The sequence below is a fragment of the Pseudomonas oryzihabitans genome (assembly GCF_032027545.1).
GTDB classification, from domain to species: domain Bacteria; phylum Pseudomonadota; class Gammaproteobacteria; order Pseudomonadales; family Pseudomonadaceae; genus Chryseomonas; species Chryseomonas oryzihabitans_F.
On sequence record NZ_JAVSJB010000002.1, the window covers coordinates 525833 to 547659 of the forward strand.

The 21827-nt window shown below is 65.7% G+C and carries 26 protein-coding genes; 8 read left to right on the plus strand and 18 right to left on the minus strand.

The genetic code is table 11. From position 1 onward, the window contains the following. The first annotated feature begins 131 nt into the window (after nt 1-131). On the plus strand, nt 132-761 hold the full coding sequence (locus tag RND78_RS04840; RefSeq protein WP_312726509.1) for a hypothetical protein: 630 nt from the start codon (nt 132-134) through the stop codon (nt 759-761). Here RND78_RS04840 and zapE read toward each other — a convergent pair. The 3 genes from zapE to RND78_RS04855 form a co-directional block, all read right to left on the minus strand. Continuing rightward, a complete protein-coding gene (gene zapE / locus RND78_RS04845) occupies nt 758-1807 on the minus strand; it encodes a cell division protein ZapE (protein WP_312726511.1) in 1050 nt (349 codons plus the stop codon). The two genes, RND78_RS04840 and zapE, sit on opposite strands and share 4 nt — an antisense overlap. An 86-nt stretch (nt 1808-1893) precedes the next feature. Further along, nucleotides 1894-2280 (minus strand): MAPEG family protein, encoded by a 387-nt coding sequence (locus RND78_RS04850; protein WP_312726513.1) that lies wholly within the window; start codon nt 2278-2280, stop codon nt 1894-1896. A 64-nt stretch (nt 2281-2344) separates the two neighbouring features. Further along, entirely contained in the window at nt 2345-3517 is a 1173-nt protein-coding gene (locus tag RND78_RS04855; protein ID WP_312726514.1) for a multidrug effflux MFS transporter, read from the minus strand. A gap of 112 nt (nt 3518-3629) precedes the next feature. Here RND78_RS04855 and RND78_RS04860 point away from each other — a divergent pair, with 112 nt between their 5' ends. Beyond that, entirely contained in the window at nt 3630-4253 is a 624-nt protein-coding gene (locus tag RND78_RS04860) for a TetR family transcriptional regulator (protein ID WP_312726515.1), read from the plus strand. A gap of 6 nt (nt 4254-4259) precedes the next feature. Here the strand turns inward: RND78_RS04860 and RND78_RS04865 are convergent, their stop codons facing one another. Beyond that, nucleotides 4260-4454: a cation transporter gene (locus RND78_RS04865; RefSeq protein ID WP_312726517.1), complete on the minus strand. Its 195-nt coding sequence runs from the start codon at nt 4452-4454 to the stop codon at nt 4260-4262. A 113-nt stretch (nt 4455-4567) separates the two neighbouring features. Between RND78_RS04865 and RND78_RS04870 the strand changes: the two genes are divergently transcribed. The 4 genes from RND78_RS04870 (at nt 4568) to RND78_RS04885 (ending at nt 8893) form a co-directional block, all read left to right on the plus strand. Continuing rightward, entirely contained in the window at nt 4568-6952 is a 2385-nt protein-coding gene (locus RND78_RS04870; RefSeq protein ID WP_312726518.1) for a heavy metal translocating P-type ATPase, read from the plus strand. Then, the gene (gene cueR, locus RND78_RS04875) at nt 6949-7335 is read left to right on the plus strand and encodes a Cu(I)-responsive transcriptional regulator (RefSeq protein ID WP_312726519.1); all 387 of its coding nucleotides are present in this window, start codon (nt 6949-6951) and stop codon (nt 7333-7335) included. Before RND78_RS04870 ends, cueR begins: the two co-directional genes overlap by 4 nt. A 57-nt stretch (nt 7336-7392) precedes the next feature. Then, on the plus strand, nt 7393-7632 hold the full coding sequence (locus RND78_RS04880) for a hypothetical protein (RefSeq protein ID WP_059230059.1): 240 nt from the start codon (nt 7393-7395) through the stop codon (nt 7630-7632). 67 nt (nt 7633-7699) lie between these two features. Beyond that, a complete protein-coding gene (locus tag RND78_RS04885; RefSeq protein ID WP_312726520.1) occupies nt 7700-8893 on the plus strand; it encodes a class I SAM-dependent rRNA methyltransferase in 1194 nt (397 codons plus the stop codon). Between the two features lie 363 nt (nt 8894-9256). Here the strand turns inward: RND78_RS04885 and RND78_RS04890 are convergent, their stop codons facing one another. The 9 genes from RND78_RS04890 to RND78_RS04930 form a co-directional block, all read right to left on the minus strand. Further along, on the minus strand, nt 9257-9658 hold the full coding sequence (locus RND78_RS04890) for a Rho termination factor N-terminal domain-containing protein (RefSeq protein WP_312726522.1): 402 nt from the start codon (nt 9656-9658) through the stop codon (nt 9257-9259). A gap of 14 nt (nt 9659-9672) precedes the next feature. Beyond that, entirely contained in the window at nt 9673-9894 is a 222-nt protein-coding gene (locus RND78_RS04895) for a YgdI/YgdR family lipoprotein (protein WP_312726523.1), read from the minus strand. Further along, nucleotides 9891-10127: a hypothetical protein gene (locus RND78_RS04900; protein WP_312726524.1), complete on the minus strand. Its 237-nt coding sequence runs from the start codon at nt 10125-10127 to the stop codon at nt 9891-9893. Before RND78_RS04900 ends, RND78_RS04895 begins: the two co-directional genes overlap by 4 nt. A gap of 130 nt (nt 10128-10257) precedes the next feature. Beyond that, a complete protein-coding gene (locus RND78_RS04905) occupies nt 10258-12306 on the minus strand; it encodes an AsmA family protein (protein ID WP_312726525.1) in 2049 nt (682 codons plus the stop codon). A 56-nt stretch (nt 12307-12362) separates the two neighbouring features. Then, a complete protein-coding gene (locus tag RND78_RS04910; RefSeq protein ID WP_312726526.1) occupies nt 12363-13496 on the minus strand; it encodes an MFS transporter in 1134 nt (377 codons plus the stop codon). Nucleotides 13497-13516: 20 nt separating this feature from the next. Beyond that, on the minus strand, nt 13517-14293 hold the full coding sequence (locus RND78_RS04915) for a DeoR/GlpR family DNA-binding transcription regulator (protein ID WP_312726527.1): 777 nt from the start codon (nt 14291-14293) through the stop codon (nt 13517-13519). Nucleotides 14294-14349: 56 nt separating this feature from the next. Beyond that, the gene (locus RND78_RS04920) at nt 14350-15240 is read right to left on the minus strand and encodes an EamA family transporter (protein WP_312726528.1); all 891 of its coding nucleotides are present in this window, start codon (nt 15238-15240) and stop codon (nt 14350-14352) included. 143 nt (nt 15241-15383) lie between these two features. Continuing rightward, on the minus strand, nt 15384-15770 hold the full coding sequence (locus RND78_RS04925) for a DUF3140 domain-containing protein (RefSeq protein WP_312726529.1): 387 nt from the start codon (nt 15768-15770) through the stop codon (nt 15384-15386). Further along, entirely contained in the window at nt 15767-16285 is a 519-nt protein-coding gene (locus tag RND78_RS04930; protein WP_312726530.1) for a hypothetical protein, read from the minus strand. The genes RND78_RS04925 and RND78_RS04930 overlap by 4 nt, the downstream gene beginning before the upstream one ends. Before the next feature lie 140 nt (nt 16286-16425). Here RND78_RS04930 and RND78_RS04935 point away from each other — a divergent pair, with 140 nt between their 5' ends. Next, entirely contained in the window at nt 16426-17361 is a 936-nt protein-coding gene (locus tag RND78_RS04935; protein ID WP_312726532.1) for an alpha/beta fold hydrolase, read from the plus strand. Nucleotides 17362-17481: 120 nt separating this feature from the next. Further along, nucleotides 17482-18021, plus strand: coding sequence for a hypothetical protein (locus tag RND78_RS04940; RefSeq protein WP_312726534.1), 540 nt, complete (start codon nt 17482-17484; stop codon nt 18019-18021). A 40-nt stretch (nt 18022-18061) separates the two neighbouring features. Here RND78_RS04940 and RND78_RS04945 read toward each other — a convergent pair whose 3' ends face one another. The 5 genes from RND78_RS04945 to birA form a co-directional block, all read right to left on the minus strand. Continuing rightward, a complete protein-coding gene (locus tag RND78_RS04945; protein ID WP_312726535.1) occupies nt 18062-19351 on the minus strand; it encodes an MFS transporter in 1290 nt (429 codons plus the stop codon). 98 nt (nt 19352-19449) lie between these two features. Further along, complete coding sequence (locus tag RND78_RS04950) at nt 19450-19908, minus strand: DUF3301 domain-containing protein (RefSeq protein ID WP_312726537.1); 459 nt, start codon at nt 19906-19908, stop codon at nt 19450-19452. Between the two features lie 31 nt (nt 19909-19939). Then, nucleotides 19940-20116 (minus strand): hypothetical protein, encoded by a 177-nt coding sequence (locus tag RND78_RS04955; RefSeq protein ID WP_160328349.1) that lies wholly within the window; start codon nt 20114-20116, stop codon nt 19940-19942. Next, nucleotides 20113-20865, minus strand: coding sequence for a type III pantothenate kinase (locus tag RND78_RS04960; protein WP_312726539.1), 753 nt, complete (start codon nt 20863-20865; stop codon nt 20113-20115). The genes RND78_RS04955 and RND78_RS04960 overlap by 4 nt, the downstream gene beginning before the upstream one ends. Beyond that, nucleotides 20855-21802: a bifunctional biotin--[acetyl-CoA-carboxylase] ligase/biotin operon repressor BirA gene (birA, locus tag RND78_RS04965; RefSeq protein ID WP_312726570.1), complete on the minus strand. Its 948-nt coding sequence runs from the start codon at nt 21800-21802 to the stop codon at nt 20855-20857. Before birA ends, RND78_RS04960 begins: the two co-directional genes overlap by 11 nt. Nucleotides 21803-21827 lie beyond the last annotated feature (25 nt).

Here is a 21827-nt window from a genome sequence, read left to right on the forward strand (position 1 = left end):
TGGCTACCCTGCGCCGGCTGCATGACGGTTTTACGTCAGCTAAATGACCAAACGACGGATGACCGTCTCGTCGCCTTTTCCCCACCCGGCCACTACCTGCTAGGCTGGGGCTTTGCTCGAGAATCCTGCCGATGATTCCCCGCTGGCCGCTTCGTGCGCTCCTGCTGCTCCTGCCCCTGACCGCCGTCGCCGAGCCACGCAGCTGTGCCCAGGAGCTGGGGCGGCAGCCGGCCCAAGCCCTGGCCGATACCTGCCGTTCGCTCTCCCCCGCTACTCATCCGCCCTGCAACGCCGCCAATAGCTGCGCCCTGATCCAGGACGAGATCGCCCGCAGCTGCGCCCTGTTCGGCGATGGCGAAGCGGCCAAGCAGGCCGGTTGCGGTCCGCTGCCCAGCAGCGCCGAGGCCGCGGCTGCAGTGGTCCAGCGTTATTACCGAGCGCTGGACGCGCAGGACTACGGGACCGCTTGGCAACAGTGGGGCGACGACGGTCGACCCGGCCATTCCTACGACAAATTTCGCCAGGGCTACGCCAAGACCCGTAGCGTGCGGGTGACGCTCGGCTCGCTGGGCGCGGTGGAGGGCGCGGCGGGCTCAAGCTATGTCAGCATCCCGGTGACGGTGGATGCACGCCTCGCCGATGGTACCCGCCAGATCTTCACCGGCAGCTATCGGTTGCGCCGGGTCAACGACGTCGACGGCGCCTCGGTCGAGCAACGCCGTTGGCATCTGGACAACGCGAAACTGCAGCAGCAGCGCTAGCCAGGCCCGATCTGCCGCAGCTGCGACAAGCGACTGCGGGTGCGCGACATGTCGGCGATGTCGCTGTCGGCCAGGGTCTCGTCGAGGGGCGCGGCGCTGATCAGGAACAGCGTCAGTCGGCGGTCGTAGAGCACGTCCACCAGATTGATGAAGCGTTGCCGGGCGGCGGAGCTCGCCTCGCGCAACGGCGGTACGGCATCGAGCAGCCAGTGTTGCCAGGTCTCGCTCAGGGCCAGGTAGTCGAGCACCGCGGTGGGGCCTTCGCAAAGTTCGGCGAAGGTGAAGTGCAGCAGGCCGTCGGCGGCACTCGCGGCGGTCAGCTGGCGATGCCCGACGGGCACCTGAACATGCCCCTCGCCCAGGGCCGGCAACTCCAGCCGGTCGCGCTGCACGGCATTCCCCGGCCAGAGATAGGCACCGGCGCCAAAGGGATCGGGCTCGGCAGGGCTGGCACTGCGATAGTCCTGGGGACCCGCCACCGAGAGGATGTCCATGCGCGCCTCGATCAGCCGGATCGCAGGCAGGAAGCGCTCGTGGTACAGCGGATTGGGCAGCAGCCCCTCGGGCGGGTAGTTGGAGGTGGTGATCAGCACCACGCCGCGGCTGAACAGCGCCTTGAACAGCCGGGTGATGAGCATGGCATCGCCGATGTCGTGCACATGGAACTCGTCGAAGCAGAGCAGCCGGCAGTCTTCCAGCAGTTCGTCGAGGCTGGCCGCCAGGGCATCGATGCCGGGTGGCTGGCGGAACATCCGCTCATGCAACTCACGAAAGAAGGCGTGGAAGTGCACCCGGCGCTTCTCGGCAAAGGGCAAGGCGGCGAAGAAGCCGTCCAGCAGGAAGCTCTTGCCGCGCCCTACCGGTCCCCACAGATAGAGGCTACGCGGCGCCCGGCGGCGGAACAGCCGGGGCCGCAAGAGCTCATCGGCGAGCTGGGCGAAACGGTCGATGGCAGCCTGTTGCGCGGTATCGAGGGTATAGCCACGCTGCTGGGCGAGCCGAGCGAAGTGCGCCAGCACCAGCTGGGCGGGCGAAGGAGACGTCATGCAGGCGTCCAGCCAAGAAAGATAGGGCGCTGATGAAGCTACAGCCGTCGCTGCCGGTCAAGACCGGCAGCGACGCAGAGGCGTACTCAGGCTGCCGCAATGAACAGGCACAGGCAGCAGAAGAAGCCAAAGGCCCATACCAGCGAGCGACGGGTCGCGTGGTCGCGGATATACAGCCAGGTATAGGCGATGCGGCTGAGCAGGAAGAGAAAGGCCCAGAAGTTGATGGTGCCCTGCGCGGCACCGCCGGTAGCCTGAGCGACGATCACCGCCGCGGCGAACAGTGGATTGATCTCGAAGGCGTTCTGCTGGGCGGCGTTGGCCCGGGCCCGGGCGCCTTCCAGCTTGCCGAGGAAGCCGCGCGGATCACGGTTGTCGTCGGGCGTGAAGCCGCTGCCCTTGAGCTTGGCGTAGTAGGCCGCCCCATAGGGCACGAGATAGACGAGGAAGATGCACCAGTAGGCGAAAGTCATGTCGGCGTCCCTGGGGATTGGGGGTTCGCTTATCTGACCTGCCTGCTCTGGAAAATCTCCCGCCTCAGTTCACTGCGCGTGGCTGGGTCCAGCGCGCCAGCAGGGCGCTCGACACGGCACAGAGGGCCAGCACCGCGCACATGGGCACCACGGTGCCATTGTGCAGGGCGCCCACGCTGCTGGAGGCCAGGGCCGCCAGGATGAATTGCAGGCTGCCCATCAGCGCCGAGGCGCTGCCGGCATTGGCGCCCTGCCCGGCCAGGGCGCAGGCCGAGGCATTGGGCACGATGCCACCGAGCAGCGCGATGGCGCAGAACAGCGGGATCATGAGCACCGGCAGCGCCTTGGGCTGGAAGGCCCCGACCAGCAGCAGGACCAACCCTGCCGCGGCATAGGCCAGCACCGCGCGCCTGAGCCAGAAGGCCGGTCCCTGGCGGACCACCAGGCGGGCGTTGAGCTGGCCGAGCAGGATGAAACCGGCGGCATTGAGGCCGAACACCCAGCCATAGTGCTCGGGCGCAACGCCATAGAGCTCGATCAGCACGAAGGGCGAGCCGGAGATGTAGGCGAACATGCCGGCCATGGCGATGCCACCGGTGAGGGTATGACCGATGAAGGTGCGATCACGCAGCAGCCGCATATAGTTGCGCAAGGCACCGCTCAAGGGTGCCCGCGGATGCTGGGCCGGCAGCGACTCCGGTAGCCAGAGCGCCACGGCGGTGCCGCAGGCCGCGGCGAACAGCGCCAAGCTGACGAAGATCGCCTGCCAGCCAAAGGTGGTCAGCAGCAGACTGCCGGCGAAGGGCGCCAGGATCGGCGCGATCCCGGTCACCAGCATGATCTGCGAGAAGGCCCGGGCGGCGGCGATGGGCTCACAGAGATCGCGCACCACGGCACGCGCTATCACCATGCCTGCGCAGCCACCCAGGGCCTGGACGAAGCGCGCGGCGATCAGCCAGGGCAGGCTCGGCGCCAGGGCACAGCCCAGGGATGCCAGGCAGAACAGGGCGATGCCGATCAGCAAGGGCAGCCGCCGGCCAAATCTATCGGCCAGCGGACCGTAGAACAGTTGACCACTGGCCAGGCCGGCGAAATACACCGCCAGGCTCAGTTGCACGTGTTCGATGTCGGTGGCGAAGGCCCGGGCCAGCGAGGGGAAGCTGGGCAGGTACATGTCGATGGCGAAGGGAGCGAAGGCCGAGAGGGCCCCGAGAATCAACAGCAAGCGAAAAGTCATGGAAGCCAATCCGATGGAAGCGGAAGTGTCGCGCAGTTACATACGATCTTGTTTGTAAAAGCGGTGAGGCGCGCTAGACTGCGTGGCAGACCCACTGCCAGCCAGACCACCCATGCGCCGCACGAAAGAAGAAGCCGAACAGACCCGCCAAGCCATTCTCGATGCCGCGGAAGCCCTGTTCCTGACCAATGGCGTGGCGCGTACCAGCTTGGAAATGATCGCCCGCGAATGCGGGGTCACCCGGGGCGCAGTGTACTGGCATTTTCAGAACAAGGCCCACCTGTTCCATGAAATGCTTAGCCAGATAAGGATTCCGGCTGACGAACTGTCGGAGCGACTGCGCATCGACGGCGAGGAAGACAGCCTGCAGCGGCTCTACAAGCTCTGCATCGAAGGCATGGAGAAATTCACCCAGCCCGGCCGTGAACAACGGGTCATGACCATCCTGCTGCACCGCTGCGAATTCACCGAGGAGCTGCGCGAGGCCGAGGAACGCGATTTGCAGTTCCTGCGCCAGTTCATCCGCATCACCGACGCCCTCTTCACCGCCCAGATCGCCCGCCTGCAGCCGGGGGTGACGCCGCAGTTGGCCAGCCGACTGCTGCACAGCCTGTTCCTCGGCACCCTCTCCGACGTCTTGCGCGATGACGAAACCTTCGCGCCGCTGCTGGCCGCCGACCAGGTCTTCACCACCTTCTTCCGCGCCATCGTGCGCGACTGGTCGCACACCGGCTGAGCGCGGTCAGCCGCTGACGGTGTAACCCGCCTGCTCGATGGCCGCGCGGAAGGGCGCGTCCACCTCGGCGCTGTCGATGCGCACCTCGCCCGCCTGTAGGTCCACCTCGATCCGGGCGCGAGAGTCGACCTTGAGGACCGCCGACTCGATGGCGCTCACGCAGTGGGCGCAACTCATTCCGAACACCTTGATGACGTGCATGGCCTGCTCCTGTCAGAAGAACCCCTTTCTCTCCTGACGCCAACGCCAGGAGTGGGTTCCAGTGTTGACCTTGACCTCGGGTCAAGGTCAACACTGGTGACAGGAGGTACACCATGCACGAATTCGAACTCTCCATCGGCGGCATGACCTGCGCGGCCTGCGCCGGACGCGTCGAGCGCGCCCTGCAGAAGGTGCCGGCGGTCAGCGCGGCGGGCGTCAACCTGGCCAGCGAAAAGGCCCGGGTCAGCGCGCCGCTCGACGCCGCCCCGGCCCTGGCCGCTGCGATCACTGCCGCTGGCTACCGGGTAGCCGAGGTCGAGCATGACCTGGCACTGGCCGGCATGAGCTGCGCCAACTGCGCCGGGCGCATCGAGAAGGCCCTGCGTGCGGTGCCCGGCGTGCTGGCGGCCGAGGTCAATCTCGCCAGCGAGCGCGCGCGGGTGAAGACCCTGGCCGCGGTCGAGGCCCAGACCCTGATCGCCGCGGTGGAAGCCGCGGGCTACGGCGCCCAGGATCGCCGCGCGGAACCAGAGCACTCCGCCCAGGCGCGCCAAGGGCTGCCCTGGGAACAGCTGGAGCTGGCCCTGGCACTGCTGCTGGCTGCGCCACTGATCCTGCCCATGCTGTTGGCGCCCTTCGGTTGGCACCTGATGCCACCCGCCTGGCTGCAATGCCTGCTGGCCACGCCGGTGCAGTTCCTGGTCGGCGCCCGCTTCTATCGCGGCGCCTGGCACGCCTTGCGCGCCCGCAGCGGCAACATGGACGTACTGGTCGCCCTGGGCACCAGCGCCGCCTATGGCCTGAGCCTCTACCTCTGGCTGGTCAAGGATAGCCCGCACCTCTATTTCGAGACGGCTGCCATGGTCATCGCCCTGGTGCGCCTGGGCAAGTACCTTGAGACCCGCGCCAAACGCCGCACCGGCGCCGCGCTGCGGGCCCTGGAAGCCCTGCGCCCCGAGCGAGCCCGTCGCCTGGGCGCCACTGGCCAGGAGGAAGAGGTCGCCCTCACCCAGCTGCGCCTGGGCGATCGCCTGCAGATCCGTCCGGGCGAGCGCATCCCGGCCGATGGCCGCATCCAGCAGGGCGAAAGCCACGTGGACGAAGCCCTGCTCACCGGCGAGAGCCGTCCGGTTGCCAAGGGCCCCAGTGACGACGTGGTGGGCGGCGCCATCAATGGCGAAGGCAACCTGCAGATCGAGGTCACTGCCCTGGGCGGCGAGACGGTACTGGCCGGCATCATCCGCCTGGTGGAAGACGCCCAGGCCACCAAGGCGCCCATCCAGCAATTGGTGGATCGCATCAGCCGGGTCTTCGTCCCGGTGGTGGTCGGCCTGGCCCTGCTCACCCTGGTCGGCTGGCTGCTGACCGGCCACGCCCTGGAGCCCGCCCTGCTCGCCGCCGTCGCCGTACTGGTCATCGCCTGTCCCTGTGCCCTGGGCCTGGCCACGCCGGCCGCCCTGATGGCCGGCACTGGCGTGGCGGCGCGCCATGGCATCCTGATCAAGGACGCCGAGACCCTGGAACGCGCCCAGGGCGTCACCACCGTGATCTTCGACAAGACCGGCACCCTGACGGCCGGCCAGCTGCGCCTGCGCCAGCTGGCCTCGGCGCCAGGGATCGATGAGCATGAGCTGCTGAGCCTGGCCGGCAGCCTGCAAAGGGGCAGCGAGCATCCGCTGGCCGCCGCGGTGCTGACGGCCTGTCGCGAACGCGACCTGGATACCCCGCCGGCCCAGGACGTCCGCGCCCTCCCCGGCCGTGGCCTCCAGGGTAGCTGGCAGCACCGCGCGCTGCTGCTGGGCAATGCCCGGCTGCTGGCCGAACAATGCCTGGACGCCGGTCCCCTGGCCGAGACCGCCCGGGCCTGGGAAGACCAGGGGCTGACCCTCTCCTGGCTGCTGGAAACCGGCGCCCAGCCGCGGGTACTGGGTCTGCTGGCCTTTGGTGACGAGATCCGCCCAGGCGCGGCCGCGGCCATCACCCAGCTGCGCCGGGACGGCATCACCAGCTGGCTGCTGACCGGCGACAACCGCGGCAGCGCCCGCCAGGTGGCCGCGGCGCTGGGCATCGCACACTGGGAGGCCGAGGTGCTGCCCGCCGACAAGGCCGCGGTGGTCGCCCGTCTGCAAGCGGCCGAGGGCGGCGTGGCGATGGTCGGCGACGGCCTCAACGACGCCCCGGCGCTGGCCGCCGCCGAACTGGGCATTGCCATGGGCTCGGGTACCGCCGCCGCTCGTCATGCCGCCGGTATCACCCTCCTGCAGGAAGACCCGCGCCAGGTGGTGGCGGCGCTGGACATCGCCCGCCGCACCCAGCGCAAGATTCGCCAGAATCTGTTCTGGGCCTTCGTCTACAATGTCATCGGCCTGCCCCTGGCCGCCTTGGGCCTGCTCGATCCGGTCTATGCCGGCGCTGCCATGGCCTTTTCCAGCGTCAGCGTGCTGGCCAATGCCCTGCTGCTCGGCCGCTGGCGCCCGTCCGGAGATCACCCGTCATGAACATCGGCCAGGCCGCCAAGGCCAGTGGGCTCACCGCCAAGATGCTGCGCTACTACGAGCGGATCGGCCTGCTGGCGCCCGCCGGGCGTACCGACAGCGGCTATCGCCAGTACGGCGCCGAAGACCTGCGGGTGCTGGCTTTCGTCCGCCGCTCGCGGGAACTGGGCTTCAGCCTGGAGGAGATCCGCCAGTTGCTCAGCCTCTGGCAGGATCGCCAGCGCGCCAGTGCCGACGTCAAGGCGCTGGCCAAGCGACATATCGCCGAGCTGGATCTGAAGATCGCCGAACTGACCCGCCTGCGCAGCACCCTGGGCGAACTGGTCTCCTGCTGCCATGGCGATGCCCGACCCGACTGCCCCATCCTCGATACGCTGAGTGGCTGACGCAACCGCCGCCCGCCAGTGGGGTCCATCTACTAGTTCCGCTGCCGAGGCACGACCATGCATACCCTGCACCGCTACCAGATCCGCTATCGCCTCAATGGCGAGCCGCTTACCCACGAGCTGGAAAGCTTCGAGCCGGTCACCGAGGAAGAAGCCGTGCTGCAACTGCTGATCAAGCACGTCGAGGAGCCCCAGGTGGTGGTCGACGCGCCCTGGGAGCGCCATGCCCAACCCAGCATCGCGCGCCGCGCCCAGGAAGCCGGGCTGAGCGACATCGAGGTGAGCCAGCGGGACTGACGGCCGGCCCGGGCAGGTGGCTTTGCGCTATAATTCCGCGCTTTTGCCCCCTTCGTTGGAGAGCTTCATGACCCTGCCCCGCCTGCGCCTCAAAGCCAATGCCGACCGCCGTCTGCGCGCCGGGCACCTCTGGGTGTACAGCAACGAGGTGGACGTCGTCGCCACCCCGCTCACCGCCTTCGAACCGGGCGACCAGGCCATCCTGGAAACCACCAGCGGCAAGCCGCTGGGCCTGGTGGCGCTGTCGCCCAACAACCTGATCTGCGCCCGGCTGTTCTCCCGTGACACCGGCTACCTGCTGGACAAGTCGCTGCTGGTGCACCGCTTCAAGGTCGCCCTGAGCCTGCGCGAGCGGCTGTTCGGCAGCCACTGCTATCGCCTGGTCTACGGCGATTCGGATTTCCTGCCCGGCCTGGTGATAGATCGCTTCAACGATATCCTGGTGGTGCAGATTGCCTCCGCCACCATGGAGCGCCAGCGTGACGCCATCCTCGCCGCCCTGCTGCAGGTGTTCAAACCCCAGGGCGTGCTGTGGAAGAATGATGGCAGCGCCCGCACGGCCGAGGGTCTTACCAGCTACGTGGAAGTGGCCTACGGCGAGGTACCGGACTGGGTGGCGCTGGAAGAGAACGGCGTGCGCTTCGAGGCGCCGGTCCGCGAAGGCCAGAAGACTGGCTGGTTCTATGACCACCGCCTGAACCGTGCGCGCCTGGCGCCCTATGTCGAAGGCAAGCGGGTCCTTGACCTGTTCAGCTACATCGGCGGTTGGGGCGTACAGGCCGCGGCCTTTGGCGCCAGCGAGGTCATGTGCGTGGACGCCTCGGGCTTCGCCCTCGACGGCGTGGAGCGCAATGCCACCCTCAACGGCCTGGCGGAAAAGCTGGTGTGCGTCGAGGGCGATGTCTTCGAGGCGCTCAAGGAGCTCAAGGCCGGCGAAGAAAAATTCGACGTCATCGTCGCCGACCCGCCAGCCTTCATCAAGAAGCGCAAGGATCTGAAGAACGGCGAGGCCGCCTACCGTCGCCTCAACGAACAGGCCATGCGGCTGCTGAACAAGGACGGCATCCTGGTCAGCGCCTCCTGCTCCATGCACCTGCCCGAAGACGACTTGCAGAACATCCTGCTCGGCAGCGCCCGCCACCTGGATCGCAACCTGCAGATCCTCGAACGCGGCGCCCAGGGGCCTGATCATCCGGTGCACCCGGCGATTCCGGAAACCCGCTACATCAAGAGCCTCACCTGCCGTCTACTGCCCAGCTAAGGCGCCAGGCAAAGAAAAAGCCGATCGCGGCCGATGCGGCCGCTCCTAAAGTCAGAGCATCGCCGTAGGAGCAACGTCGTATCGCGGCCATGGGCCGCTCCTACGGTGACGCCCGTGCCTGTAGGAGCGGCCCATGGCCGCGATAGCAGGTTTAAAGCCAAATCCAAGCTTCATCCGTTAGCACATGGCCCCATTGATCCATCACTAAGCCCTTTTCACCCGCCAGCTAAGAAAAAACGCCGCGTTTCCTTGAAGAGAACACGGCGTTGTTTGGCTTTCAGCGCGGTATGGGGCGCTGGATAGCTACAGTCGAAGCGGAGTTAAGACATCATTTGACCTTTTTATTTTGTGCGCGTCAGAATATCAGCTCAAGGCACGAATCAATTCGTCTTTCTTCATTCGCGACCGCCCACGAACATTCTGTTCAGCAGCTTTCTTGACCAACTCATCGCGGGTCAGGTCGCTGAGCGAAGTACTGCCACTGCGTGAGCGGCGGGCCGAGGCGCGCCCCTTGTTGGGCGACTGGCCCTGCTTGGTCGCCACCGCCCGCCGCGCGGAGTCCTTGCGGTCGGCACGCTTGGCGGTGACGCTCTTGGCCTTGCCGGAACCTGCCTTCTCGCCACCGCCGGACTGCTTGTTCACCGTCGCCCAGGCACGCGCCTCGGCTTCATCCTTGGAGACGCCCTTCTTCTCGTAGCTCTCTTCGATGTGCTCGGCCTTGCGTTCCTGTTTGTCGCTGTACTTGGACTTGTCACCGCGTGGCATGGCAGCCTCCTGAATCAGTCTTCGGCCTTGACGGTCGCCACGTCAGCCGCCTTCACCCGGACATGGCGGCCCGCCACGTCGGTGAATTCGTAGAAGCCATCGGCCGTCTTGGTGTTGGGCTTGTCCTGGGTGATGTACTGGGTACCATCCTGCAGGGTCACCACCGTCTCGGTAGAGCAGGCAGCCAGGCCCATGATCGCCAGGGCCAGTAGACCACCCTTGATCACGCGGCTCATGGCGCTTCCGGGAAGACGCGATGGATGGACACGTCATGCAGCGCCACCAGCGCCTGACCGGACTCGATGTCGGCCAGTTGGAAGCGCTCGTCGTTGATCGCATCCAGGTGCCGACAGGCCAGTTCACGGACCACGTCGGTGATGGGCACGTCCAGACTGCTGATACGGTCGGTATAGCTTTCGCCCAGCAACTTGTAGTGGATTTCGTATTGGCTATCGGTGTCGTCACGCATGAGGGGTCTCCGCGAAAAGGCTGCCCGACTCGGGTTACTTCTATAGAGCCTGACCAACCAAAGCGGTTCTTTCCCAGCCCCACATGCCGCCGAACGGTCATCTGTCAAGTCCCTTCGCACCTGCTCTAACTCAGCGCCCTGCCCGCATCTGTTGCAACAGGGCACTGCATTGGGCGCCCTGTTCGTTGCTGGGTGCTACCAGCGCCAGCAACCCGGCCGCCGGGGCGGCGAAGGTGGCCAACAGCGCGGCCGCCGCGCCTCGCGCCGCCAGGGGCAGCGCCTTCACGCCGGGCGAGGGATTCTTCAGGGTGCCACGCACATAGAGCGGCGAGCGCAGCGAGAAGATGCGCAGGCCCTTGCTGTGGGGATCGACGGTGAGATCCAGCCGCTCCGTCGCCAGGTTGACGGTGCCGGTGATGTTGATCAGGGCGTTCTCGGTATCGAGTACGAATACCCGGGGCGCCACCAGGCCCTTCTTGAAGTCGAGATCGGCCACCGCGCAGTTGATCTCCACCTCGTCGTCACCGAACAGCCGATCGACCAGGTAGTTACCGACGTTGAGTCCGGCCAGCTCCATCAGGCTGCGACTGATGCGGCCGTCGTTCATCAACAGCTTCAGTTCGCCATCACTGGTGCCCAGCAGCGCCGCGACCGAATTGCCGGTACCGCTCAGGGTGGCATCGCCATTGAGTTCGCCCATGCTGCGCTTCATGGTTTCCACTGTGGGGAACAGCTGGTTCAGCTTGACCCGCCGTACGTGCAGGTCGACGCGGCCCTGCAAGGGCGTCCTGTTGCCTTCCAGCCGCACCGTGGTGTTGAGATCGCCCCCGGCCACCCCGAAGCGCAGCGGATCGAGCAGCAGCACCCCGTCGGTCAGGCGCACATGGGTATTGAGGTCGGTGATCGGCAGTTGCGCGTTCTGCACGATGCGTTTGCCGGTGAAGCGCACGTCGGCATCCATCGCCCGCCAGCGGTCGGTGCGGAATTCCGACACCGGCAGCACCTTGCCGGCCGGTTGCGTGCTGGACTCGCCCTTGGCCGCCTGCTGTTCCTTGGTATCCGCGCCGATCAGCGGGGCCAGGTCTTCGAACAGCAGCTGATCGGAACGCAGCGTCCCGCTGAGCTTGGGTCGCGGCTGGCCGCCGGTGAAGAGGACGTCACCGTGCAGATCGCTCTTGCCCACCCGGCCATTGAAATCCTCGTAGCTGAAACGGGCGCCGGCCGGATCGTTGAGTTTGATCGTGAGATGGCCGTCGGTGGCATAGGGCGCCGTCTCGGGCAGGGTGACGCCGGTGAGCGGATAGAGCTGCGCCAGGCTCTTGCCTTCCAGCACCAGGTGCAGGTCCAGGGCGCCCAGGCGACGCGGATCGGTCAGGGTGCCGAACAGCTGTACGCGGGTCTGCCCGGCCCGGGCATCGAGTTGGATGGGGAACGGGATATCGGCGTCCTGCAAGGCCAGCAGGCCACCGATCTGACCGCGCCCGCTCACCGGCACCTGCTTGTAGCTGCCCTCCACCGCCACGGCGAACTGGAAGGCCTGGGTCTGCTTGACGTGGGCGCGCTGGCGCGAGGTGCCCTGCTTGCCGACCAGGTCGGCATAGGCGATGGGGGCGTCCAGGGAGGTGATTCGGGCCCGTAGACGGGTCGCGCTCTGGGCATCGTCGAAGCTCACCTGGCCGGCGTCGAAACCGATGGTGCCGATGTCCACCGTCCAGGCCGAGGGCTCGGCATCGGGGGCTTTTTCGGCGGTCTCGAAGGTCCAGCTGTTGCGGCCATCGGCCAGGCGCTGGGCGTTGACCACCGGCCCGCTGAGGTCGATGCGCGGGATGTACACCTGTTTGGCCAGCAGCGCCAGCGGCGAGACCCGTAGCCGTACCTGGTCGAGGTGGACGAAGGTCTTGTCCTTGGCCCAGTCCGGGTTGCCGAGGTTCAGGTCCTCGGCGGCGATATGCGGCCAGGGAATCCAGGCATGCCAGCCGCCCTGGTCCGGCTCGCGCTGCCAGACCACGCCCAGGTTGCCCTCGATGGCAAAGGGCCGATGCAGCGCACTGGAGACCTGCTCGTTGATCCTGGGCTTGAGGCGGTTCCAGTCGAAGGTGGCCAGCACCACCAGCACCAGCACGAACAGCAGCAGGATGATTCCCAGCAGCCAGGCGAGGATCTTGCGTGGGCGCGTCATGGCCGCCTCCTTATCGTTCCGTTCCTCCTTGGGTCTGCTCAGCGCAGCGGGGTTCCCTACGCCTTGCGCTGTCGCAGCGCCAGCACTGCCACCGCGACCCCGATCAGGGTCAGCAGCAGCAGGCTGCCGCGCAGCCCCACCTGCCCGGCCACGGCGCCGATCAGCGGCGGGCCGAGCAGAAAACCGAGATAACCGGCGGTGGCGGTCATGGCGATACCGGCGGCCGGTGTCTCGGCCACCTGACCGGCCGCGCTGAAGGCTGCGGGCACCACGTTGGACAGGCCCAGGCCGACCAGGGCAAAGCCGAGGATCGCCGTCCAGGGCGCCGGTAGGATCACCGCCAGCGCCAGCCCAAGGGTTGCCAGCAGCGCACCGCCGAAGATCACCTGGGGACCACCGAAACGCGCGCGGATGCCATCACCGAACAGCCGGCCAACGAGCATGGTCAGCGAAAAGGCCGCATAGCCGAGCGTGGCGACCACCGGCGTCGCCCCACCCACCTGCCCCAGGTAGACGGCGCTCCAGTCGGTCATGGCACCCTCCAGCATCAGGCAGCCCAGGGCGATCAGCCCCAGCGCCAGCACCCGCCGATCCGGCAAGCGCAGCGCATGGCTGACCGGACTGCGGTCCCCCTCGTCCAATGCCAGGGCCGCGGGCAAGGCCAGTAGCAGCGCCACCCCGCCCGCAGCCAGCAGCACCACCAAGGCCGAAGCACCCAGGTGCAGCGCCCAGGCGCCGAGCCCGGCACCGACGAAGCCACCCAGGCTGAAAGCCGCGTGGAAGGACGACATCAACGGACGCTCCCAGCGGCTTTCCACGTCGCTGGCATGGGCATTCATGGACACGTCGATCAGGCCATTGCACGCCCCCAGCAGCAGGGCACAGGGCAGCAGCCAGCCAAGCGAGGGCGCGATGCCCGGCCAAGCCAGCACCAGGATGAAGGCGAGGATACTGTAGCGCGTGAGCCGCCCGGTGCCCCCCGAGCGCGGCACCAGCACCCCGGCGAAGGGCATGGTCAGCATGGCGCCCAACGCCACGGCCAGCAGCACCAGACTGAGTTGACCGTCCCCAAGCGCCAGATCGCGCTTGAGTTCGGGAATGGCGGCCGCCCAGCCACCGATCCCACAGCCATTGGCGAGAAAGACGGTGAAGGTGGCCCAGCGTTGACGACGAAGCACGGCAGTGGTCATGGCGATCCTGGAAGGGTGGCTCAGCGGGCGGCCTGGTGAACCTGCAGACCAGCGTCGCGATAGGGCTGCAGGCGCGTCGCCTCGAGTTCGGGCTCCACCACCAGGTGATTCACCCGCTGCAACTCCAGCACATGATAGAAGGCCACGCTGTCGAGCTTCTCGGCGGTCACCGCCACGGCTACCTGACTGCTCTGCTCGGCCACGGCGGCCTTGAATTCGGCCTCCTCCAGGTCGAAACCGGTCACGCCCGTCTCCACCGACAAGGCACAGGTGCCGAGGAAGGCCAGGTCCGCACGCACACCGCGCAGATCGCGCATGGCCCTGGCGCCCAGGCAGGCACCCGACTCCGGCGCGGCCAGGCCGCCGATCATCAACACGCGGATGCCCTGGCGCTGCAACAGCGCTGCCGCTATCGCCGGGGCATTGGTGGCTACCGTCAGCTCGCTATTCCCCGGCAGTGCCTGGGCGATGGCCAGATTGGTCGAGCCGGCATCCAGCAGCAGCAACTGGCCCGGCTCCACCAAGGCAGCGGCGGCCCGGCCCAGCGCCTGCTTGGCCCCCTCGTCCTGACCGATGCGGGTCGTCAGCGGCGCCGGTGGCGTCAACAGTGACAGTGCCCCTCCGTAGACTCGCCGGCACAGGCCCTGGCGGGCCAGCTCGCGTAGGTCACGACGCACGCTGTCTTCGGAAATGCCCCAGGTCGCGGCCAGCTCGGCAGACAGGACCCGACCCTGCTCACGGAGCAGGGCCAGGATCGCCGCTTGGCGTTCTTCGGGAAGGTGAATGGCTGCGCTCATGCTAATACTCCGAGAGGATCAGCAAATCATGCACAATCAAATATAAACGCGCAATATCATGCATTGCGCGAGGCATTGCTGCGCGCATCCAGCCAGCGACCGCCAAAGACATTGATCAGCAAACCCAGCATCACCGCCAGGCCACCCATTTCTTGCTGGGTGGTCATCTGCTCCCCCAGCAGCAAGGAGGCCGAGGTCAGGCCCACCACCGGCACCAGTAGCGAGAAGGGCGCCACCTGGCCCGCCGGATAGCGCGACAGCAGCCGACTCCAGATGCCATAGCCGAGCAGCGTCGCGATGAAGGCGAGGTAGACGATGGCGAAGAGCGAATAGCCGGACAGCGACGTCAGCGCCGTGGTCATTCGCTCCGGCCCTTCCAGCAGCCACGACAAGAGGAAGAACGGAATGGGCGGGATCAAGCTGCCCCAGACCACCAGGCCGAGCATGTCGACCTTGCCGATCTTCTTGGTGACGATGTTGCCGAGCCCCCACATGGCGGCCGCCGCCAGGGTCAGCAGGAAACCGGCCAGGGTCATGGTCACCCCATGCTCGGTGCCGATCAGCAGCAAGCCCAGGGCTGCCACCAGCAGCCCGACCAGGCTCGCCCGCCGCACCTTCTCACCGAGGAAGGTTGCCGCGAACGCCAGGGTAAAGAAGGCCTGGGCCTGCAATACCAGAGAGGCCAGGCCCGCCGGCATTCCCACGTACATCGCCGAGAACAGGAAGGCGAACTGCCCCAGCGAAATGGTCAGGCCGTAGGCCAGCAGCAGCCGCCAGGACACCTGGGGGCGGCGCACGAAGAGGATGGCCGGAAAGGCCGCCAGACAGAATCTCAGGGTGCCCAGCAGCATGGGCGGCACCCCTTGCAAACCAAGCTTGATGACGACGAAGTTCACCCCCCAGGCCAGGATGACGACCAATGCCAGCAACAGATCCCGGGGGGCCATGAACAACTCCTTGAACGTTTTCAGATAGATAGGCGGCTACCCTACTCCTTTGCGTCCCTTCGGCGGCGTCACAGTTGCCCACAAATTCGGCCAGTCACTCTGCACAAAAGAAAAACCGCAGCCTGGGCTGCGGTTCGTCGGAATCAGGCGCTGCGCTTGTCACGCAGGGGATCATGGCCCCAGTTCATCAGCGACTTGCGCCAGCGCGAGTCTTCGATGTCGCCATCAGGTCGCTGCTTGAGGTGGCGATGCACATAGCCGATGACCTTGCGCATGGCCTGGTAGTCGTCATCTTCCAGCTCGGCCTGGCGCTTGCCCTTGAGCTCGAGGATACGCTCGCCCATGGTATGGCCGACCGCCTTGCCATCGTTGGCGGCCTTCACCTTCTTGCCCCCCTTGGTCATGCCCACGCCTTTGCTGGTGTCACCGCTGAGCCATTTGCGCAGCTGACCTGGGGTCATGTTGACCACCTGCTTGAATTCGCTGCGAACCTCTTTCTTGTCGTCGTCGGAAGCCTTCTTGGTGCTCATTTTTCACCTGCCTTTTGCAACGCCTCGACCAGTTCATCTTTCTTCATACGGGACCGGCCCCGCACATCGCGGCGCACCGCACGCTTCATCAGCTCATCCTTGGTCAGGCCGGCCAAACCCGACTCACGCGCCGCTGCCGTCTTGCGTGCGACATCGGCGGGCTGCTTGGAATGCTGCTTGCCACGGCGTGTGTCCCTGCGCTTCTGGGTGGTGGTGCGCTGGTACTCCTCCTTGCTCAGGGAGTCGCGGGCCTTTTCCGGTAGATAGCGTTCGCCGGTCTCCTCGGACTTCTTGCCGGACCGGGTACCCCACTTTTCGTCGGTCCATTGCTGCAGGTGGTTGTCCTTGCCCTTGCCGCCCTGGTATTCACCACCGCGCTTCTGGTACTCCTGAGCTGCCAATTGCGCCTTGCGCGCCGACCACTGACCGGGCTTGCCACCCTTGTCGCCCTCGGTAATCTCTTGCTTCACCTTTTCCCAGAGTTCGGGATCGCTCTTCTTGGCCGTGGCACTCATGGCTACACCTCAAATGGGGGTCATTGCAGTCGCTGTCACTAGGATGACTGTCCAACCGAAACGGGGGTTCGCGCCAGGCGACGAACGCCCCTGTGCCAGGCGCCTCGGTGCCTTCAACCTCGCTCCTCTCCGGAAACGCCATGTCGCTCGCCACCCTGCTCCGCCGCCGCTGGATTCCCCTGCTCTTCGTCGCCCTGCTGGTGGGCGTCGGCGTGCCCTATGGCTGCTCGGAACTGGCCTATCGCGAGCGTCAATGGGTATTCAGCATCGAACCAGGCAACGCCAGTTGGTTCTCCGGCGTGCCCGAGGGCGTCCGCCAGTTCAACCTCCCGGTCAGCAGCGTGCTCAAGGGGACCGAGTACATTCACGCCTGGTGGTGGCCGGCACGGCGTCCCGATGCGCCCACCCTCCTCTATCTGCACGGCACGCGCTGGAATCTCACCGCCCAGGTCAGGCGCATCGCCACCCTGCGCCAACTCGGCTACTCGGTACTGGCCATCGACTACCGCGGCTTCGGCGAAAGTCCCGGCGACGTCCCCTCCGAACGCAGCGTCTACGAAGACGCCCGTATCGCCTGGAAACACCTGCAGCAACTGCAACCCGATGCCCGCAAGAGATACATCTATGGCCACTCCCTTGGCGGCGCGATCGCCGTGGACCTGGCCTGGCGCATCGCTCGCGACGACGACCCGGACGGCGACTATCCCGCCGCCGCCGGCCTGATCATCGAATCCACCTTCACCACCCTCGCCGACGCTGCCTCGGCCGTGGTCAATACCCGCTTTCCCCTACGCTGGCTGATGTCGGAGAAATTCGATTCCCTGGACAAGATTCACGACATCCACATCCCGGTGCTCATCGTCCACGGCAACGACGACCGCTACGTCCCGCCCCGCTTCAGCGAGGCCCTCTACGCCGCTGCCCGGGCTCCCAAGCGTCTGCTACTGGTCCCCGGCGGTACCCATTCCAACAGTATGGTGATAGGCACCCACGCCTACGCCGAGGCCTTGCGCAGCCTCTTCGGTGCCAGTCGGATTTCCTTGGAAGCACAGGAAGCATCATCGACGGGAGGCTAGGAGATTTCTAAGAGCCATCGACAAGGCTGATAGTCACTATCTTGCCAGTCTATTTTTTCCTGGCGGTCCCCAGCCGGATACTGAACTCACTCCAGAACAGTTTCCCCCGAGGACACCACCATGAACCTGCGCATCGCTTTCGGTTTCGCCCTGACCGCCCTGGCCCTGAACACCTTCGCCCAGGACCCCGTCTTCGCTCAAAGTTCGGCCGCCCAGCTCGCCGAGGAATCCAGTCAACGCCCCCTGGGCGAGTTGATCCAGCAACAGCAAGAACGCCTGCAGGATCGCAAGATCGCCGAGGAATCCAGCCAGCGCCCCCTGGGTCAGCTCATCAAGCAGCAGCAGGAGCGCCTGCAGGATCGCAAGATCGCCGAGGAGTCCAGCCAGCGTCCCCTGGGTCAGCTCATCAAGCAACAGCAGGAGCGTCTGCAGGATCGCAAGATCGCCGAGGAATCCAGCCAGCGCCCCCTGGGTCAGCTCATCAAGCAACAGCAGGAACGCCTGCAGGACCGCAAGATCGCCGAGGAATCCAGCCAGCGTCCCCTGGGTCGGCTGATCAATCAGCAACAGCAACACCTACAGGATCGCCGGATCGCCGAAAACGGTTCAGCGCGTACCCTGGACCCGGCCATCGCCGCGGCCCAACGCGCCCAGGCTTGATCCGCCGCCACGCCCCTGCCCGGCCTCGCGCCGGGCTCGCTTATCCCGCCTGATTACCCCGTCCGATCGTGGCAGGGGCCTCCACCACCAGTTCCTGCGGCACCTCGTCGATGCGAGGATCCAGCGCCGCCGCCATGGGGCTCACCGTATCCGGCATCGCCACGTGATGCAGCGGCGCCTCGTTGAGGCGGTGCTCGCCACTGACGAAGCGCGGCTGCACGAAGAACACCAGGATCAGCGCGTAGGCCGAGGCCAGCACATAGAACATGCCGGGGCCGAAATGCTGCATGGCCGCGCCAGCCAGCAAGGGGCCGATGCAGGCACCTACTCCATAGGTGGTCAGCAGCATGGCCGACAACTCCACCCGCCGTTCCGGCTCCACATGGTCATTGGCGAAGGCCGTAGCCAGGGGGTATAGCGTGAACAGCAACATCCCCGAAACGAAGCCGGCGGTCAGCAGCCAGGGATAGGGCAAGGTGACCAGTCCCCACAACGGCACGGCGGCGATGCACAGCAGCACCGCATTGCCGCGGATCAGCTTGCAACGGTCGAAGCGATCCGACAACCAGCCCAGCGGCCACTGGGCGCAGAAGCCCGCCACGATGCACAGGCCGACATAGAAGCTCGCCTGGGCCGTATCCAGGCCACTGCGACTGGCGAACACCGGTGCCAGACCATAGAAGCCGCCCACCAGCAGACCCGCGGTGAAGATGGTCACCAGCGACTGCGGTACCCGCCGCCAGAAGAAACGGATTTCCAGGGGCGCCGCCACCAGCTTGGCCGGGTGCACCCGCCGCGTCATCGCCAGCGGGATCAGGCAGGAGGCGAAGCAGATGGCCACCAGCAGTAGCGGCTTGTAATCCAGTTGCGGATGCCAGGCCAGCAAGGCCTGACCGATCACCAACCCCAGGTCCACTGCCACCATGTAGCCAGCGAACACCTTGCCGCGCTGGTGATTCTCCGCCTGCTCGTTGAGCCAGCTCTCGATCACCATGTACTGGTTCATCATCACCACGCCCATGACGAATCTCAGCGCGATCCAGATACCGAGGTCATCCACCAGCGCATGAATCAGCACCGTCACTGTCGCGGCCCCGGCGCAGGCCACATAGGAGCGAATATGACCGACGCTGGCGATCAGTCGGTGGCCGAACTTGCCTCCACAGACCAACCCGAAGTAATAGGCCGCCATCAGGGCGCCGGTCCACATGTCCCCCGCCCCCTGCTCGGTGAGCCTGAGGCCGATATAGGTGGTGAACAGGCCGGACCCGGCCAACATCAATAGCGTCGCGAAATACAGGGCAGGAAAGGTAACCAGAGGACTGAACATCGAACTCACATCGGAAAAAGCGAAAAGCCAACGCGGACCGGCAGCAGCCAGTCGTCGGGACTACTCGAAAGGAATGGGTTGAGGGATGACGCCGGGCGTCACTCCGGCTCCTGGCGCCTATTGGCCTCGGCGCGTTGCCGCTGCCGCCATTGATCCAGATAGACCACCTGACCATGCTCCGGCTTCGCCTGATACACGGGCGCCGAAGCCACCACCGAATCTGCGGCCGGCCGTTCGGCTTCAGGTACCACGAAAGGTGCGAACTCCATCTTGGCCAGGGTCTTGCCGAACAGCGCTAGCGACGCGTTCAGGCGCTCCTCCCCGGTCACGGTGAATTCGAAGGCGAACAGCCGCGCAAGTCTCCTGCGGCCCTTGGCGTCTGCCAGCCAGCGGAAGCGCGAAAAGGCCACGGCGCCGTCCAGCAGCGTTACCTTGCGGCGCCGGCACTCCTGCTCCGCGAGCCACAACGCCCGCTCGCGAATGCCGTGGCCGTGCCAGAACCACAGACCGATGCCGACCGCACCTAGCAACAGGCAGAGATTACCTAGCGTCAGCATCTTCGCTCCTCATCGAAAGGTACCGCCGTCACTAACGCCGCGCTGCGTCACCGGATCCCGTCTCGTTCAACAGGCGAATGTTCTCACGCTCGCCTTTGTACAGCGCCAGAGGGGCGATTTCCTTACCCAGCAAAGGCACCTGCTGTTGGTGCCATATGTAGTAGAAAACGTTCAGAACCACCAATAGCAGAAACAACCAACGCATCATTCGTTCTCGAGCGGACACGCCAAAGCCAATCCAGCAAACACCATATCGGGCACGATTCGCGCGCCTGGAACGACATGCTTGACCAATTCCGCGTCACCACCAGTCAGAAAGATCTCGCAACCTTCGGCGAACATCTCCTGCGCCAGCTCGTATTGGGTACGGACGAAGCCCTTGAGCATGTATAGACAACCCCGTTCCACGGCCTCGATGGTCGTGCGTCCCGGCGCCTCGTAGCGTTCACCACTGGCCCAATGTGGATCGTAGCGGATACGACGGGTATGGGTCTGCAATTCCCGACGCATCAACGGAATCCCCGGACAGATGAAACCTCCCTGGTGTTCGCCTTGGGCATCCACCAGGTCGGCGGTCACCGCCGTCCCCAGGTCCAGCACCACGCATGCCTTGCCCTGGGCCAGCTGCACGGCAGCCAGGATCACCAGCCAACGATCCATGCCCAGGCGCTGGTGATCCCGATAGCCGTTGCGCACCCCGTTCCAGCTTTCCACGGGCAGCGCCTGATGACAGGCGACGCCGAAGGTCGCCGTCAGTCGCTCCTTGAGCTGCTGGGTCTCTTCATCGCTACGGACACTGACCAGTCGGCAGGCGACGAACCTTGGCATTCCCGGCTCGGACAGAGCCGCGACCAAAGCCTCGTCGCTATCGACGATACCGGTACTGACCACATCGGCATGGGGGTCAAGCAGCCGCCATTTGATCAGACTATTTCCGCAATCGAGCTCAAGAATCATGGTCGAGGCTCAAACTCAATTCACCACCGTTGAACGCCTGCGTCCGACCGTCTACACGCATGAGAATGGACCCATCTTCGGCAACTCCTTCCACTGTGCCCTGGATACAGCGAGCCCCCGAAGACAGGGTAACCGCTCGACCTTGCCAGCCATGATAACGCTCCCACTCGTCCCGCAGGACGGCGAATCCCGACTGTCGATGAATTTGCCAGAGGCTATCGATCTCCTGGAGCAGCAGACTGGCCACTGCATTGCGATCCTGCAGCGCGCCCAGGGCTTCGGCCATGGAGATCCAGGGCTGATCGATATTGTCAGCCAAACGCATGTTCACGTTGATACCGATCCCGATGATCGCCTGGCAGGCATCGTGCGGGTCCCCGGATAACTCGATGAGGATGCCGGCCAACTTTCGGCCACGAACCAGCACGTCATTGGGCCATTTCAACCGGGCATCCTCGACACCCAGGCAGTGCAGGGTTCGAATGACCGCCAAGCCCATGGTCAGACTCAGCGCCTGCAGCTTCTGAATGCCGCCCTGGCTGGACACCACGGCGGTGAGATAGAGATTCTTGCCATAGGGACTGACCCAGGCCCTGCCACGACGGCCGCGACCGGCCTGCTGATGCTCGGCGAGCAGCACGAACGGCGGCTGTTCCTGCCGTTGCAGACGGCGTTGCGCCTCGGCATTGGTGGAGTCGATCGAGGGCAGCACCGTCACCGGCCAGCCGCCCTCTCGGGCGATCAGCTCGCCATCGAGCAGGAACAGGGGCTCCTCGAGACGATAACCGCGCCCCGGGACCTTGAAGACCTCGATACCCAAGTCTTCACCGAGCGTCTTCAGGCGCTTCCAGATGGCACTTCGGGAAACGCCCAGGGCCTCACCCAGCTCGACGCCGGAATGAAATTTCCCATCACTCAGCAGTTTCAGCAACGGCATGCTCGAACTCCCGTTCGACTTTCTT

Coding starts and splice junctions, on each gene's coding strand:
- RND78_RS04930 (WP_312726530.1), bottom strand. CDS start 16,285: ATGAGTGCCACGGCCAAGAAGAGCGATCCCGAACTCTGGGAAAAGGTG.
- RND78_RS04895 (WP_312726523.1), bottom strand. CDS start 9,894: ATGAGCCGCGTGATCAAGGGTGGTCTACTGGCCCTGGCGATCATGGGC.
- RND78_RS04890 (WP_312726522.1), bottom strand. CDS start 9,658: ATGCCACGCGGTGACAAGTCCAAGTACAGCGACAAACAGGAACGCAAG.
- RND78_RS04935 (WP_312726532.1), top strand. CDS start 16,426: ATGTCGCTCGCCACCCTGCTCCGCCGCCGCTGGATTCCCCTGCTCTTC.
- RND78_RS04955 (WP_160328349.1), bottom strand. CDS start 20,116: ATGATGCGTTGGTTGTTTCTGCTATTGGTGGTTCTGAACGTTTTCTAC.
- RND78_RS04945 (WP_312726535.1), bottom strand. CDS start 19,351: ATGTTCAGTCCTCTGGTTACCTTTCCTGCCCTGTATTTCGCGACGCTA.
- RND78_RS04960 (WP_312726539.1), bottom strand. CDS start 20,865: ATGATTCTTGAGCTCGATTGCGGAAATAGTCTGATCAAATGGCGGCTG.
- RND78_RS04940 (WP_312726534.1), top strand. CDS start 17,482: ATGAACCTGCGCATCGCTTTCGGTTTCGCCCTGACCGCCCTGGCCCTG.
- RND78_RS04870 (WP_312726518.1), top strand. CDS start 4,568: ATGCACGAATTCGAACTCTCCATCGGCGGCATGACCTGCGCGGCCTGC.
- RND78_RS04910 (WP_312726526.1), bottom strand. CDS start 13,496: ATGACCACTGCCGTGCTTCGTCGTCAACGCTGGGCCACCTTCACCGTC.
- RND78_RS04860 (WP_312726515.1), top strand. CDS start 3,630: ATGCGCCGCACGAAAGAAGAAGCCGAACAGACCCGCCAAGCCATTCTC.
- RND78_RS04850 (WP_312726513.1), bottom strand. CDS start 2,280: ATGACTTTCGCCTACTGGTGCATCTTCCTCGTCTATCTCGTGCCCTAT.
- RND78_RS04885 (WP_312726520.1), top strand. CDS start 7,700: ATGACCCTGCCCCGCCTGCGCCTCAAAGCCAATGCCGACCGCCGTCTG.
- RND78_RS04880 (WP_059230059.1), top strand. CDS start 7,393: ATGCATACCCTGCACCGCTACCAGATCCGCTATCGCCTCAATGGCGAG.
- cueR (WP_312726519.1), top strand. CDS start 6,949: ATGAACATCGGCCAGGCCGCCAAGGCCAGTGGGCTCACCGCCAAGATG.
- RND78_RS04840 (WP_312726509.1), top strand. CDS start 132: ATGATTCCCCGCTGGCCGCTTCGTGCGCTCCTGCTGCTCCTGCCCCTG.
- RND78_RS04865 (WP_312726517.1), bottom strand. CDS start 4,454: ATGCACGTCATCAAGGTGTTCGGAATGAGTTGCGCCCACTGCGTGAGC.
- RND78_RS04900 (WP_312726524.1), bottom strand. CDS start 10,127: ATGCGTGACGACACCGATAGCCAATACGAAATCCACTACAAGTTGCTG.
- RND78_RS04855 (WP_312726514.1), bottom strand. CDS start 3,517: ATGACTTTTCGCTTGCTGTTGATTCTCGGGGCCCTCTCGGCCTTCGCT.
- RND78_RS04920 (WP_312726528.1), bottom strand. CDS start 15,240: ATGGCCCCCCGGGATCTGTTGCTGGCATTGGTCGTCATCCTGGCCTGG.
- RND78_RS04905 (WP_312726525.1), bottom strand. CDS start 12,306: ATGACGCGCCCACGCAAGATCCTCGCCTGGCTGCTGGGAATCATCCTG.
- RND78_RS04950 (WP_312726537.1), bottom strand. CDS start 19,908: ATGCTGACGCTAGGTAATCTCTGCCTGTTGCTAGGTGCGGTCGGCATC.
- RND78_RS04915 (WP_312726527.1), bottom strand. CDS start 14,293: ATGAGCGCAGCCATTCACCTTCCCGAAGAACGCCAAGCGGCGATCCTG.
- zapE (WP_312726511.1), bottom strand. CDS start 1,807: ATGACGTCTCCTTCGCCCGCCCAGCTGGTGCTGGCGCACTTCGCTCGG.
- RND78_RS04925 (WP_312726529.1), bottom strand. CDS start 15,770: ATGAGCACCAAGAAGGCTTCCGACGACGACAAGAAAGAGGTTCGCAGC.
- birA (WP_312726570.1), bottom strand. CDS start 21,802: ATGCCGTTGCTGAAACTGCTGAGTGATGGGAAATTTCATTCCGGCGTC.